The sequence below is a fragment of the Indioceanicola profundi genome, from assembly GCF_003568845.1.
Lineage (GTDB): Bacteria > Pseudomonadota > Alphaproteobacteria > Azospirillales > Azospirillaceae > Indioceanicola > Indioceanicola profundi.
In genome coordinates, this window is the sequence record NZ_CP030126.1 from 2,831,388 (window position 1) to 2,843,737 (window position 12,350).

A 12,350-nucleotide genomic window follows, 5' to 3' on the forward strand; every position below is an offset into this window, starting at 1 on the left:
ATTTGTCCAAACTGCATGGCCGCCACACGGAAACCGCAAAGTTCCCGTCGGCGGCGCCCCCGACCGAACGCCCCTTGCCAAGACGGGAAGCCTGGGAATGCAGCCTCTGCCGCGCGCCACCCCTGATCACCCCACCGCCACGCGGCAGGAGTCGGAAGGGATGGAGCCCGGACGCAGAAGCTTCCTCCGCCGTCTCGGCGGGCTGACCCTGGCGGGTGCGGCAGGGGCAATCGCGCCTGGCCTGTTCAGCCCGGAAGCGCAGGCCGCCATCAGCTCCGCCCCGAAGCGCAGCCTTGCCTTCAAGTCGCTGCACACTGGGGAGACGCTGAAGGCCACCTACTGGTCCAATGGACGCTACGATCCCCACGCGCTGGTGGATATCGCCCACATCCTGCGCGACTGGCGCGCGGACGAGGTGGGGAACATGGACCCGGCGCTCTACGACCTGCTGTTCGCCCTGCGCCGCAAGCTCGGCACCGACCAGCCCTTCAACATCATCTCCGGCTATCGCTGCCCGAAGACCAACGCCATGCTGGCGTCCAAGTCGGACGGGGTCGCGAAGAAGAGCATGCACATGGAGGGCAAGGCCATCGACATCGCCGTGCCCGGCCGCAAGCTGACCGCGGTGCGCAACGCCGCGCTGGAGCTGAAGCTCGGCGGCGTCGGCCTCTACAGCAAGTCCGGCTTCGTCCATGTAGACACGGGCCGGGTCCGGCAGTGGGGAAGCTGAGTCCGGCTTAACGCGGCATTTTCGGCAACGGCAGCGACGTCGAGTGCTTGACCACGTCCAGCACGAAGCTGGACCGCACATCCACCACGCCGGGGATCTGGAGCAGCCGCTGCATCGATACCTCGGCATAGGCGTCCAGGTCCGGCACCACGACCTGGAGCAGATAGTCCATCGTCCCGGTCATGACGAAGCAGGACACCACCTCCGGAATCTTCTCCACGGCTTCGCGAAAGCGGGCATCACCCTCCGCATTCTGGTTGATCTTCACCTCCACGAAGCCGACGACGCCCAGGCCCAGCTTGCGCCGGTCCAGGATGGCGGCGTAGCCCTGGATGTAGCCGGCCTCCTCCAGCTCCCGCACGCGCCGTAGGCAGGGGCTGGGCGAGAGCCCGACCTGATCGGCCAGATCGACATTGGAAAGGCGTCCGCTACGCTGCAGTGCGTCCAGGATGCGCAAATCTGCTGCATCGAGAGTGGTTTTCGACATGACTGCGCTGGACCTTTTCTTAAGCCGGCGAATTATTGCGCGATGGTGCCGATTCCGGCCGATCTTCGCAAGGACATGCCCTATCCCGGCACCTTATAGTTCCACTATCCGAATTCCGGTTCGAGGGAGGAAATAATGGCTGCCGATGGCGCGCTGAAAATCGATGGCGAAGTCTGGGAGAACCCGGCCGGTACCGACGGGTTCGAGTTCGTGGAGTACACGGCGGAGGATACGGAGGCGCTGGACCGGCTGTTCGTCTCCATGGGCTTCACCAAAGTGGCTCGCCACCGCAGCAAGGATGTCAGCCTCTATCGCCAGGGCGACATCAACTTCATTGTGAATGCCGAGAAAGACAGCCTGGCCCAGCGCTTCGCCCGGGAGCACGGCCCCAGCGCCTGCGCCATGGCTTTCCGCGTCAAGGACGCCGCCAAGGCGCTGAAGCGCGCGGTGGAGCTGGGCGCGAAGGAGGTGAAGGGCACCGTCGGCCCGATGGAGCTGAACATCCCCGCCATCGAGGGGATCGGCGGCAGCCTGATCTATCTGGTGGACCGCTATCAGAGCCCCTCCATCTACGACATCGACTTCGTGCCGGTGGAGGGGGCGGAGCGGAATCCCGCCGGCGCCGGGCTCAAGGTGATCGACCACCTGACCCACAATGTGCGCAAGGGCAGGATGGACTTCTTCGCCGATTTCTACGGCAACATCTTCAACTTCCGCCAGATCCGCTATTTCGACATCACCGGCGAATATACCGGCCTGACCAGCCGGGCCCTGACGGCGCCCTGCGGCAAGATCCGCATCCCGATCAATGAATCCAAGTCCGACGAGGGCTCCGACAAGATCGACCAGATCCAGGAGTTCATCCGCGACTACAAGGGGGAGGGCATCCAGCATGTCGCCCTGCTGACGGACGACATCATCTCCACCTATGACCAGATGAAGGCGAACGGCGTCAAGTTCATGACCCCGCCCCCGGCCACCTATTACGAGATGCTGGAGGAGCGCCTGCCCGGCCACGGCCAGCCGGTGGAGGAGCTGCGGAACCGCGGCATCCTGCTGGACGGCAAGGATGGTCGCTACCTGCTCCAAATCTTCACCGAGACGGCCATCGGCCCGATCTTCTTCGAGATCATCCAGCGCAAGGGCGATGACGGCTTTGGCGAGGGCAACTTCAAGGCCCTGTTCGAAAGCATGGAGCGCGACCAGATCCGCCGCGGCGTGCTGAAGGTCGAAAGCTGACCTGAACGGGCCTGCCAGGACCCGTTTTTCCGAAAGGCCGTCATCCCGGTGGACGCCGGGGCAGCGGCCTTTTTGTTTCCCGCCCGAGCCGTTATAACTCCGCTCCCGCGCTTCCCGGAGAGATGAGATGCAGCGCAGACAGGCCGCAGCGGCGCCGGTCCCGTCCGGCCCGGCGCCCAAGAACTACATCACCCCCGCCGGCTTCGGGCGGCTCCAGACCGAGCTGCGGGACCTGCTGCGGGTGGAGCGGCCCAAGGTGGTGGAGGTGGTGTCCTGGGCCGCGGGCAATGGCGACCGGTCGGAGAATGGCGATTACATCTACGGCAAGAAGCGCCTGCGCGAGATCGACCGCCGCATCCGCTTCCTGACCAAGCGGCTGGAAGCGGCGGAGGTGGTGGACCCCGCCGCCCAGCCCCGCCGCGACCAGGTCTTCTTCGGCGCCACCGTGACCTATGCGCGGGAGGACGATACGGAGATCACGGTGATGATCGTCGGCACCGACGAGACCGACGCCGCCTTCGCCAACCCCGGCGAGCCGCAACGGGTGAGCTGGGTCAGCCCGGTGGCGCGTGCGTTGCTGAAGGCCCGCGCAGGCGATCTGGTCACCGTCCGCACCCCAACCGGAGCGGAGGAGCTGGAGGTCGTCGCCATCTCCTACCCCTCCCCTGGATGAAGCCGGGCCGGGCGTCATGGTTTTCTACGGGCTTCCCCGAGATCGCCCTTTGCATCGGGCGAAATGATGCGTTATGGTGCGCGCCGCTTCAGGGGAAACGCCCCTGACGCTCCAGCGCAGGACCCGTAGCTCAGCTGGATAGAGCGCTGCCCTCCGAAGGCAGAGGTCATGAGTTCGAATCTCGTCGGGTCCGCCACTCCTGTGCAAGCTTCAGAAAGCGCCCCGAAAATCACGCGCAGCCGACCGTCCGACGCGCCGCGTCGCACGTCGGTGTGTCCGGTATCGCCATATCGATGACCACCGCCATGGTCGCCCCTGCCCCGCGGCGGCTAGCAGCGAGGGCCGAGTGGCCCTGGCCGTCAGGCGAAGATCGCCACCGACTGCCGGTGCAGCGCGGCGAGCCGGCCGGAGCGAGTCCAGGCGGTCATGGACTGGCCGGAGAAGCCGCCGCCCACATAATCCGCCGTGCTGCGCAGCAGGTACCAGCCATCGTCCGTCGTGAAATCCGCCGTGGGGAAATCCACCATCCAGGTCAGGCTGGACAGGGGCGCGGGGCGCGTCAGCAGGCCGGCGCCCGCCGGCGGCAGCGTGTCCAGCAGCGCAACAAACCCGGCCTCCGTCCCTCGCGCCCGCACGTCCCGGTGCCGCACCCACCACAGCAGTTCGGCGCCGCCGCTGCCGTCGAAGATGCGGCCCTCTGCGATCCGGATTTCCAGGTTCCGTAGGAAGGTGGGCGTGACGCCGTCTACCAGGGGGATTTCCGGGCAAGCCTCCGGCGGCGGCACATCCGGCCCGGCCGGGGCGTGCAGCGTCAGCTCCGACGCGCGGTCAGGTCCGAAGCAGGCGGAGACCGTCGCCACCACTGGATCGCCGGCACGCAGCACGGCCTGCAGAAACGCTGCGGAGCGCCCGGCGCGCAAAGGCTGCACCTCGATGGCGAGGTCGCCCACCGCCGGCCCGACGAAGGCGACGGTGAGGGAGCGGAGCGGCCAGTCCGTCCCGGCCCGGCGGCGGATAGCCTCCAGCCCCAGCGCCGCGACCATGCCGCCGAAGCCAGCGCGGCCCTGCGCCCAGTTGGGCGCCAGCACCGCCGTGAAGCCATCGCCCTCGCCGCGCATCAGTTCCAGCGTGCGCGTCAGATCCAGCTCTTCCTGTTCCATCGCCTGCCTTGCTCCTGAGGTTCCACGCCGCCTTACGCTGCCGGATTGGTCACCGGAACCAGAGCGCCGGTAATGGCGCGGGCGGCGGGAGAGGCCAGGAACAGGATCACGTCGGCGATGGCGGCCGGAGAGGTCCATCCGGCGGGATCGGCATCGGGCATGTCGGCCCGGTTCTGCGGCGTGTCGATGATGGCGGGCAGCACGGCGTTGACGGTGATGCCGCGGCCGGCCAGCTCCTCCGCCAGGCTTTCGGTCAGCTTGGCGACGCCGGCCTTGGAGGCGGCATAGGGAGCCATGCCTTTTCCGGCCTTTGCCGCCGCGGCTGCCCCGATATTGACGATCCGCCCGCCCGGCGGCAGGTGCTCGATGGCGGCGGCCGACAGGTTGCGGGCGGTCTTCACATTGACGGCGTAGAGCATGTCCCAGGTCTCCGGCGATCCGTCCTCCACCGTCTCCCAGCGGAAGGCGCCGGCGATATTGACCAGCACGTCCAGCCCGCCCAGCGCCGCCCGCGCCTTGTCCAGGGCCGACGCCGCCTGCGCCGGGTCAGTCAGGTCCACGCCGCCGCAGAGGACCGCCTGGGCGATGCCGGCGGGCAGCTCCTGCGCCCGATCGATCACGGCCACCCGGTCTCCCTGCGCCAGGAAGGCGGCGGCCACCGCCGTGCCCAGCGCCCCGCATCCGCCCGACACGATGATGTTCCTGCTGCCCATCTCCGCTCCCCTATCCGGTTCTTGATTGTGCCGGCACCATGCCGCAACCGCTGCCGCGGTCCAAGCCGATTGCGCGGTCCTAGTGCCGCGGGACGTCGGTGGCGCTGTCCGCCAGCCCGACCTGCTCCGCCTCCGGATCGTGGCTGCCCAGCAGGTGATAGAGCAGGATGGCGCCGAAGGTGGCGGTGCCGATTCCGCCCAACGTGAAGCCGCCGATGCCCAGCGTCAGGTCCCCCGCCCCGGCGGTCAGCGCCACGGCGGCCGTGATCAGGTTGCGGGCCTTGGCGAAATCCACCCGGTTCAGCACCCAGATGCGCCCGCCGGTCGCGGCGATCAGCCCGAACACCACCAGCGCCAGCCCGCCGATCACCGGGGCCGGCAGGGTCATGATCAGCGCCCCGAACTTGGGCGAGAAACCCAGCACCAGCGCCACCCCTGCCGCCACCACGAAGACCAGCGTGGAATAAATCCGTGTCACCGCCATCACGCCCATGTTCTCGGCATAGGTGGTCACGCCCGTGCCGCCGCCGGAGGCGGAGATCATGGTGGCCACCCCGTCGGCGATGAAGGCGCGGCCGATCAGCGGGTCCAGGTTGCGGCCAGTCATGGCGGCGATGCCCTTAACATGGCCCAGGTTCTCCGCCACCAGGATCACCGCGACGGGCGCGATCAGCACCATGGCGGCCGGCTCGAACACCGGCGCCGTAAAGGTCGGCAGGCCGAACCAGTCCGCCGCCGCGACCCCGCTGAAATCGATGGGCGTGCCGAAGCCCAGCAGATTGGCCCCGATGAAATAGGCCGCATAGCCCACCGCCGCCCCGACCAGGATCGGGAGGGGCCGCAGCCAGTTGCCGCCGCGGACCGCGACCAGCGCGACCGCCGCCAGGGTCAGCAGGCCGATCACGCTGTTGAAGCCGTCGCCCGACACGTCCTTGACCGCGATAGGCGCCAGGTTCAGCCCGATCGCGGCGACGATGGCCCCGGTCACCACCGGCGGCATCATCCGCTCGATCCAGCCGGTGCCGGCGGCATGCACGATAATGCCGATAAGGGTGTAGAGCAGCCCCGCCGCGGCGATGCCGCCCAGCGCCACCGGTATGTTCGGATTTGGCCCCCCGCCGGCATAGCCGGTCGCCGTGACCACCACGGCGATGAAGGCGAAGCTGGACCCCAGATAGGAGGGAAGCCGCCCGCCGGTCATCACGAAGAACAGCAGCGTTCCGATACCGGAGAAGAAGATGGCGGTGTTCGGGTCGAACCCCATCAGGATCGGCGCCAGCGCCGTCGCCCCGAACATGGCGACCACATGCTGTACGCCCAGCGCCGCCATGCGCGGCCAGGGCAGCCGTTCGTCCGGCGCAACCTCCCCGCCGCTTCTCAGGGTCCAACGCGGGAAATAGGACATGCCTCAACCCCTCCGATCCGTTCCGGCCTGTCCTAGCACATCTTCATCCCAAGACAACCGGCGGCGGTTATCCGCGACCCCGCCGGGGGCGGCAGGCGCTGTGACGGCAGCTGCCGGCGCCTGTTACGGGCGGAAGGCTTGAAACAGGGACAGGATCATGACGGACCAACAGCCCCGGAACACGCAGGCCGGCAATCCGCAAGGCGCTTCCCCGGTCTATTCGGCGGAGCAGGCGCGCGGCGGCCGCATCGTCCTGAATACCCCGGCCCGCCGCTGGATCTTCATCGGCGGACTGGTCGGGATCGTGCTGCTGCCCTTCATCCTGCTTGCCTTCGCCGGCTGAGCGCCCGGCCGGCCCGCCCGAACAGGTTACCCCGATTGTGGGCATATGGCTTTTATGCCAACTTATCCTCTATCCGGGCCATTTCGGCCCGCTTGGGGATTGGGGGCAGAAATGAAGGGGAAGCTTTCGGTTGCGTTCTATGGGCTGATCGTCGGCATCTGCCTCTCGAACTGGTTGCTGATCGGTGTGGTCAAGAACAATGCGCTGGCGCTGCTGATGACGCTGGCGCTGCTGTTCCTGCTGCTGGGGGAGATCGGGAAGACCCTGACCGGAAAGGCGTCCGGCATCCTGATCGACAGCCGCAACCGCATCAGCCTGTCACGCCTGCAGATGGTCGGGTGGACCGTGGTGGTCCTGTCCGGCGTGACGGTCGCCGCCGCCTACAACCTGTCCATCGATGCGGCCAACCCGCTGAACTTCACCATTCCGAACGAGCTGCTGATCGCGATGGGAATCGCCGGCACCTCGGCCGTGGCGAGCCCGCTGGTGCTGGCCACGACCCGGAACCCGGCCCCGCTTGCCGCAACCACGGTCGCCGATGGTCAAGCCGATCCGGCTGCAGTCGCCGCCGCGCCGACGCCCGCCCCCGCCACGCCGGCAATCGCGACCCTGCACGCCAAATGCAGCATCGACGAGGCCGCCTGGGCCGATCTGTTCAAGGGCGAGGATGCCGGCACCGCCGGTTCCGTGGACATCAGCAAGGTACAGCAGTTCTTCTTCACCCTGCTGCTGCTGGCCGTCTATGCGCTGTCCATGGCGGATGCCTTCACTAGCGGCAGCAGGATCGGCAGCCTGCCCGCCCTGGACCAGACCTTCCTCTACCTGCTGGGCATCAGCCACGCCACCTACCTGACCTACAAGGCGGTGCCGAAGCCGGGCCCGGCCTGAGCCGAGCCGCCGGATGACGGTGCCGGCGTCCGAAGCTCACGGATGGTCCGCCATCCGTGAGAGGGCGTACAAGGGCGCGCGGGCGGGCGGCGGTTTCCGCGTGATCCCGCAGCCCGGCCGGCGGTTGTTTCCAAGGACACCATTCCGGGAACACCGCATGAGACACAATGATGAGCGATAACCAAACGCCGACGGGGCTCGACCCGGACGAAGTCGACCGGAGTCGCGTCAGCCTGCCCCGCTGGGCCGTTCGGGCGACCCTGGCCCTTTCCACCGTTTTCGCGCTGATCATCGCGGGTTTGGCGCTGATGATGATGACGGGCGCGCAACTGACCGGATTCGGCGGCTTCCTGTTCGGTCTGTTCTGGTTTGGTGCGACCGGCTACTGCCTGTGGAACACGGTGCTGATCCTGCTGTATCTGCGGCACGAGTCCGGCCTGACCAACGCCGGCCGCTACCGCCTGGGCGGCAGCGCCGCCATCATCCTGCTGACGGTGGCGGTACTGTCCATGATCGTGCTTCTGGTGGTGGGATAGAGCCGCTTCGCCAGCCGACTCCTGCCCTGCTATCCTTCCGCCAAACCGGGAGGAAACCAGGAATGAGCGGCAGCGCCCCCTATCCCCGCACGGTGCGGGGAACCAACCTGTTCGACACGGATGTCAACCTGCACCGGCTGCTGGAGCGCCGCGCCCCCCATGTGATGGAGCGGCATGGGGAGCGGCTATCCGATTTCGGCGCCTGGGCCGGCACGCGCTTGGACGAGCAGGCGGAATATACCGACCGCTTCGCCCCGCCGAAGCTGGACCCCTATGACGGCGACGGCCAGCGCACCGGCCGGGTGGTGTTCAATTCCGACTATCTGGACTGCCACCAGGAGGCCTACCGCCGCGGGGCCGTGGGCCTGCCCTATGCCGAGGGGGCGGAGCGGGTGAGCCATGCCGTCTGCTTCGCCATGGGCTACCTGCTGTCCCATGCCGACATCTCCATCCATTGCCCGGTCACCATGACGGGGGCGGTGGCGCATGTGCTGGACACGCTGGCCCCGGCGGATGTGCGGGACCGCTACCTGCCGGAAATGACCCGCATGGATGGGCACACCAAATCCGGCGGCACCTGGGCGACGGAGCTGCATGGCGGTTCCGATGTCGGGGCCACCACCACGCGGGCGGAGCAGCGCAATGATGGCTGGCGGCTGGACGGGGTGAAGTGGTTCACCAGCAATGCCGGTTCCGGCCTGGCGCTGGCCACCGCCCGGCCGGCGGATTTCGACGGGCGGGACGTGGCCGGCGGGCGGGGGCTCGGCTGCTACCTCGTGCCCAGCCATCTGGACGATGGCAGCCCCAACCACTACCGCGCCCGCCGCCTGAAGGAGAAGGCGGGCACCCGCGGCCTTGCCACGGCGGAGCTTGATCTGCTGGGCGCGTTCGCGGTGGAGATGGCCCCGCCGCCCGTGGGGTTGCGGGTGATGATGGCGGCGTTGGAGTACAGCCGCATCCACAATGCCGTGGGCAGCGCCGGCATGCTGCGCCGGGCCTTCCTGGAATCGGCGGGCTGGGCCTTCCACCGCACCGCCTTCGGCCGCACGCTGCGCCACTATCCCATGGTGCAGGACCAGTTGCTGGACATGCAGATGGAGATGGAGGCGGCGACGGCCCTGGCCTTCGAATCCGTCCTAGCCTTCGACGCCCAGCTCCAGAATCCGGAGGGGGCGGACTGGCTGCGGCTGGTCACGGCGCTGGCCAAGTACCGCACGGCGGAACAGTGCGTGACCGCCTGCCGCCGATCCGTGGAGATGGTGGGCGGCAACGGCTATACGGAGGAATGGCCGACCGCCCGGCTGTACCGCGACTGCCTGGTCACCGCGGTGTGGGAGGGGCCGGCCAACATCCAGGCGCTGGAGCTGCTGCGCCTCGTCGCCGGCCGCCGTCCGGGGAACCAGATCTTCCTGGCGCGGGTGGGGGCGGTGCTGTCCGACCTGCCCAATGAAGCCAAGCTGCCCGGCATTGCCGACGCGGCGGAGATTCTCGAGGGCGCCATGGAGGAATGCCGGGCCGCCCTGTCCTATCTTCGCGGCAATCCCGAGGAGGGGCCGCGCCATGGCCGCCGGCTGCTGGAGCTGATGTCCGACACCATGGCGGCCGCCCTGCTGCTGGAGGAGGCGGTGGATGAACTGGCCCTGGGCGACCGCCGCAAATGGCTGGTGGCCCGGCGCTTCGTGCACAAGGTGCTGGCCAAGTCCGACCCCATCGGCCCCGATGCCGATCCCGCCAGCGCCGCCTTTGACGCCGTGCTGGCCTATGAGCCGGTTGATTAACGAACAGGCGGCAATCATTAACGAATTACCGGGATGGCGGGCGGAGATCATAGCGCCCCGGCGCTTCCACTGTTCGAAACGCCCCCGTTGCGGCCGGAATCCCTGGTTCTCCGCCGATCCACGTCCGCAGGATTACCACGTATGTAGTAGAAATGCTGACGATCTAGGTAATTCTTAGGTCAAATTCAGTCACACCTCCGCGCCCGCGGTGTAACCTTTAAGAAGCGGCCAGTCATGGGACAAAATTAAGTCCTCGTTAAGGGTCTTGGCGCTGTAATCAGCTCATCGGACGAACATACCGAACCTGAAACAGACAGACCGGAGACTAGAGAAATGAGCACCCTGACCGTCGCCGCCGAAGTCGCCGCCACCGCCAAGCTGCACCTGGACCTGCTGGACCAGTTCGCCGCCACCATCGTCGCCCGCATGAACGGTGCCGCCACCGACTATGCCCGTGAGAGCCTGGCCGAGATGCTGGACACCATCGCCGAGCAGCGTGAGACCTATCTGAGCCTCCTCGCCAGCGCCGAGCAGCTTCCGCTGGCCGCCTGATCCCCGAACGGATCACAGATGTGAAGCCAAGGGCCCCCCAGCGGGGCCCTTTCGCTATTGGGCCTGTAGCTCCGGGGTCAGGGGCTGGACGATAATCCGGTCGTCCGGCCCTACCAGCACGCCGACCCGGCCCTGCGCCACCCGGCCATAAATCCGAAAGCCTTCCGGCACAGGCAGTATGGGCTCCGCCAGATAGCCCGGCGGCGGCCGGTCCAGCGATTCGGCCCGGTCAGGGTGAAGCCGGTAATGGCCGCTGACGCGACCGCCCGACCAGCGCGCCACATAGCCGCCGCCGACGGGCTCCAGCATGCCCGGCCTCTCATCTTCATCCCGGCTTGAGAGCAGGGCCAGAGGTCTCTCCGGATCGGCGAGGGAGAGGATGACCTCGATCTCCTCCGCCCCGGCGATCCGCGACAGCAGATAGGGCGTCCCTGCCTCCATCCACAGACGCTGGACCGATCCCCTCCGCCGGTCCTCGGGCAGCAGGCCCTGCGGGTCCGACGGATTGCGCAGCAGCGGCGGGACGGCTTCCGGCAGAATGCCAAGGCTGTCGGAGTCGCCGATGTCCACCAGCGTCAGGCCGGGACCGGGCATCCGGCTTTCATAGGCCGCGGCCAGCCCCGGCTTCAGGGGACCGGCGGAACAGCCCAGCCCCAGCGGACCGGCCCGCCCGAGCACCTGCCCGGTGGCGATGTCACGGGTTTCGAGATCGCACCAGCTCATGCTGACCCCCTCACCCAGTTCGGCCGACTGCCCGACCGTGATGGCGACGGCCCCGGTCTCCGCATCCACATAGCCGCCCTCCACGGGCTCGAACACCGGGACGGACCACAGCCTCTCCGGCCGCAGCGGGTCGGAGAGGCTGTAGAGGTTCAGCATCGTCCGCGACCCGGCCGGAGTCGCGACCAGCAGATGCGACTCGGCCAGCGCCACCACCCTGCCCCGGAGTTCCGGGAGGGGTTCGGCCATGGCCGGGCCGGCAAGCGCCAGCCAGATCGCGGCGGCTATCGCGAAGACGCGCATCCAGGCTTTCCGACCATGGCAGGAATTGTCGGCCACGCTCCGCGTGACCGACCTACGCGGAGGCATGTAGGTCGGACGCGCCCCGCGCGGCGGACATCGTGGGGCATCACTCCCCCGCCTCAATGGCCCGCCCGGGCCAGCAGGGCGCGGACGGCGTGCAGATCGTCGGCGACATGGTGGCACAGCGCCTTGATCTCGTCCGTCGCGGGCAGCAGGTCCGGCACCATCACGGCCATCATGCCGGCCCCATGGGCGGCGCGGATGCCGTTGTGGCTGTCCTCCAGCGCCAGGCAGTCCGCCGGGTCCACCCCCAGCCGTGCCGCGGCGGTGAGATAGGGTTCCGGGTGCGGCTTGCCGCGGGTGACGTCGTCGCGCGTCACCACATGGCGGAAGCGGGACAGGATTCCTACCTTCTCCAGATGCAGCAGCGCCTTGTCCCGCCCCGTGCTGGTGCAGACCGCCATGGGCAGGCCGGCCCTGTCCAGATGGTCCAGCAGCTCCACCACCCCGGCCATCAGGCGGAGGTCGCGGGCAAGGCCGGAGATTTCCGCCTCAAACGCGGCGCGGAACCGCGTCAACTGCTCCTCCCCCCCGAAGAAGACCTTCAGCCGCGCCCAGGTCTCCGGCCAGGGGGTGCCGATCACGGTGGCGTAGAAAGCCTCGTCCATGGGCCGGCCCACGGCGATGGCGGCGGCCAGTGTGGCGGCGCGCACCGGCTTTTCCGTGTCGATCAGCAGGCCGTCCATGTCGAAGACGACGGCGCGCACGGGGCGGGGAAAGGGCAAGGGACGTGTCCTGGCTGCGGGGGTGACCGCGCCAAACT

The 12,350-nt window shown here is 68.1% G+C and carries 14 protein-coding genes and 1 tRNA gene; 9 read left to right on the forward strand and 6 right to left on the reverse strand.

Going from position 1 to position 12,350, the window contains the following annotated elements:
- Positions 1–97 precede the first annotated feature (97 nt).
- Positions 98–730: a DUF882 domain-containing protein gene (locus tag DOL89_RS13495; protein WP_119679617.1), complete on the forward strand. Its 633-nt coding sequence runs from the start codon at positions 98–100 to the stop codon at positions 728–730.
- 7 nt (positions 731–737) lie between these two features.
- On the opposite strand, the gene DOL89_RS13500 is transcribed toward DOL89_RS13495, so the two are convergent.
- Positions 738–1,217 (reverse strand): Lrp/AsnC family transcriptional regulator, encoded by a 480-nt coding sequence (locus DOL89_RS13500; protein ID WP_119679618.1) that lies wholly within the window; start codon positions 1,215–1,217, stop codon positions 738–740.
- A gap of 135 nt (positions 1,218–1,352) precedes the next feature.
- Here DOL89_RS13500 and hppD point away from each other — a divergent pair, with 135 nt between their 5' ends.
- The 3 genes from hppD (at position 1,353) to DOL89_RS13515 (ending at position 3,325) form a co-directional block, all read left to right on the forward strand.
- Positions 1,353–2,456: a 4-hydroxyphenylpyruvate dioxygenase gene (hppD, locus tag DOL89_RS13505; protein ID WP_119679619.1), complete on the forward strand. Its 1,104-nt coding sequence runs from the start codon at positions 1,353–1,355 to the stop codon at positions 2,454–2,456.
- A gap of 127 nt (positions 2,457–2,583) precedes the next feature.
- Positions 2,584–3,129, forward strand: a complete 546-nt coding sequence (gene greB / locus DOL89_RS13510) for a transcription elongation factor GreB (protein ID WP_119679620.1) — start codon at positions 2,584–2,586, stop codon at positions 3,127–3,129.
- A 119-nt stretch (positions 3,130–3,248) separates the two neighbouring features.
- A tRNA-Arg gene (locus tag DOL89_RS13515) sits at positions 3,249–3,325 on the forward strand.
- Positions 3,326–3,488: 163 nt separating this feature from the next.
- On the opposite strand, the gene DOL89_RS13520 is transcribed toward DOL89_RS13515, so the two are convergent.
- The 3 genes from DOL89_RS13520 to DOL89_RS13530 all read right to left on the reverse strand — a co-directional run bounded on the left by DOL89_RS13520 (position 3,489) and on the right by DOL89_RS13530 (position 6,407).
- Complete coding sequence (locus tag DOL89_RS13520; RefSeq protein WP_162937513.1) at positions 3,489–4,289, reverse strand: acyl-CoA thioesterase; 801 nt, start codon at positions 4,287–4,289, stop codon at positions 3,489–3,491.
- Between the two features lie 32 nt (positions 4,290–4,321).
- On the reverse strand, positions 4,322–5,002 hold the full coding sequence (locus DOL89_RS13525) for an SDR family NAD(P)-dependent oxidoreductase (RefSeq protein ID WP_119679622.1): 681 nt from the start codon (positions 5,000–5,002) through the stop codon (positions 4,322–4,324).
- A 79-nt stretch (positions 5,003–5,081) separates the two neighbouring features.
- A complete protein-coding gene (locus tag DOL89_RS13530; protein ID WP_119679623.1) occupies positions 5,082–6,407 on the reverse strand; it encodes a solute carrier family 23 protein in 1,326 nt (441 codons plus the stop codon).
- Positions 6,408–6,564: 157 nt separating this feature from the next.
- Between DOL89_RS13530 and DOL89_RS13535 the strand changes: the two genes are divergently transcribed.
- From DOL89_RS13535 to DOL89_RS13555, 5 genes are all read left to right on the forward strand, one after another.
- The gene (locus DOL89_RS13535) at positions 6,565–6,750 is read left to right on the forward strand and encodes a hypothetical protein (RefSeq protein WP_119679624.1); all 186 of its coding nucleotides are present in this window, start codon (positions 6,565–6,567) and stop codon (positions 6,748–6,750) included.
- Between the two features lie 111 nt (positions 6,751–6,861).
- Positions 6,862–7,638, forward strand: coding sequence for a hypothetical protein (locus DOL89_RS13540; protein ID WP_119679625.1), 777 nt, complete (start codon positions 6,862–6,864; stop codon positions 7,636–7,638).
- A gap of 170 nt (positions 7,639–7,808) precedes the next feature.
- Positions 7,809–8,174, forward strand: a complete 366-nt coding sequence (locus DOL89_RS13545) for a hypothetical protein (RefSeq protein ID WP_162937514.1) — start codon at positions 7,809–7,811, stop codon at positions 8,172–8,174.
- 62 nt (positions 8,175–8,236) lie between these two features.
- Positions 8,237–9,952 (forward strand): acyl-CoA dehydrogenase family protein, encoded by a 1,716-nt coding sequence (locus DOL89_RS13550; RefSeq protein ID WP_119679627.1) that lies wholly within the window; start codon positions 8,237–8,239, stop codon positions 9,950–9,952.
- A gap of 333 nt (positions 9,953–10,285) precedes the next feature.
- A complete protein-coding gene (locus tag DOL89_RS13555) occupies positions 10,286–10,504 on the forward strand; it encodes a hypothetical protein (protein ID WP_119679628.1) in 219 nt (72 codons plus the stop codon).
- A 54-nt stretch (positions 10,505–10,558) separates the two neighbouring features.
- Here DOL89_RS13555 and DOL89_RS13560 read toward each other — a convergent pair whose 3' ends face one another.
- The gene (locus DOL89_RS13560; protein ID WP_119679629.1) at positions 10,559–11,527 is read right to left on the reverse strand and encodes a hypothetical protein; all 969 of its coding nucleotides are present in this window, start codon (positions 11,525–11,527) and stop codon (positions 10,559–10,561) included.
- A 119-nt stretch (positions 11,528–11,646) separates the two neighbouring features.
- Positions 11,647–12,312, reverse strand: a complete 666-nt coding sequence (locus DOL89_RS13565; RefSeq protein ID WP_119679630.1) for an HAD family hydrolase — start codon at positions 12,310–12,312, stop codon at positions 11,647–11,649.
- Positions 12,313–12,350: the final 38 nt, after the last annotated feature.

Excerpts from the sequence above, each read along its gene's own strand:
- DOL89_RS13495 (WP_119679617.1), top strand. The coding sequence starts at position 98 with ATGCAGCCTCTGCCGCGCGCCACCCCTGATCACCCCACCGCCACGCGG.
- DOL89_RS13500 (WP_119679618.1), bottom strand. The coding sequence starts at position 1,217 with ATGTCGAAAACCACTCTCGATGCAGCAGATTTGCGCATCCTGGACGCA.
- hppD (WP_119679619.1), top strand. The coding sequence starts at position 1,353 with ATGGCTGCCGATGGCGCGCTGAAAATCGATGGCGAAGTCTGGGAGAAC.
- greB (WP_119679620.1), top strand. The coding sequence starts at position 2,584 with ATGCAGCGCAGACAGGCCGCAGCGGCGCCGGTCCCGTCCGGCCCGGCG.
- DOL89_RS13520 (WP_162937513.1), bottom strand. The coding sequence starts at position 4,289 with ATGGAACAGGAAGAGCTGGATCTGACGCGCACGCTGGAACTGATGCGC.
- DOL89_RS13525 (WP_119679622.1), bottom strand. The coding sequence starts at position 5,002 with ATGGGCAGCAGGAACATCATCGTGTCGGGCGGATGCGGGGCGCTGGGC.
- DOL89_RS13530 (WP_119679623.1), bottom strand. The coding sequence starts at position 6,407 with ATGTCCTATTTCCCGCGTTGGACCCTGAGAAGCGGCGGGGAGGTTGCG.
- DOL89_RS13535 (WP_119679624.1), top strand. The coding sequence starts at position 6,565 with ATGACGGACCAACAGCCCCGGAACACGCAGGCCGGCAATCCGCAAGGC.
- DOL89_RS13540 (WP_119679625.1), top strand. The coding sequence starts at position 6,862 with ATGAAGGGGAAGCTTTCGGTTGCGTTCTATGGGCTGATCGTCGGCATC.
- DOL89_RS13545 (WP_162937514.1), top strand. The coding sequence starts at position 7,809 with ATGAGCGATAACCAAACGCCGACGGGGCTCGACCCGGACGAAGTCGAC.
- DOL89_RS13550 (WP_119679627.1), top strand. The coding sequence starts at position 8,237 with ATGAGCGGCAGCGCCCCCTATCCCCGCACGGTGCGGGGAACCAACCTG.
- DOL89_RS13555 (WP_119679628.1), top strand. The coding sequence starts at position 10,286 with ATGAGCACCCTGACCGTCGCCGCCGAAGTCGCCGCCACCGCCAAGCTG.
- DOL89_RS13560 (WP_119679629.1), bottom strand. The coding sequence starts at position 11,527 with ATGCGCGTCTTCGCGATAGCCGCCGCGATCTGGCTGGCGCTTGCCGGC.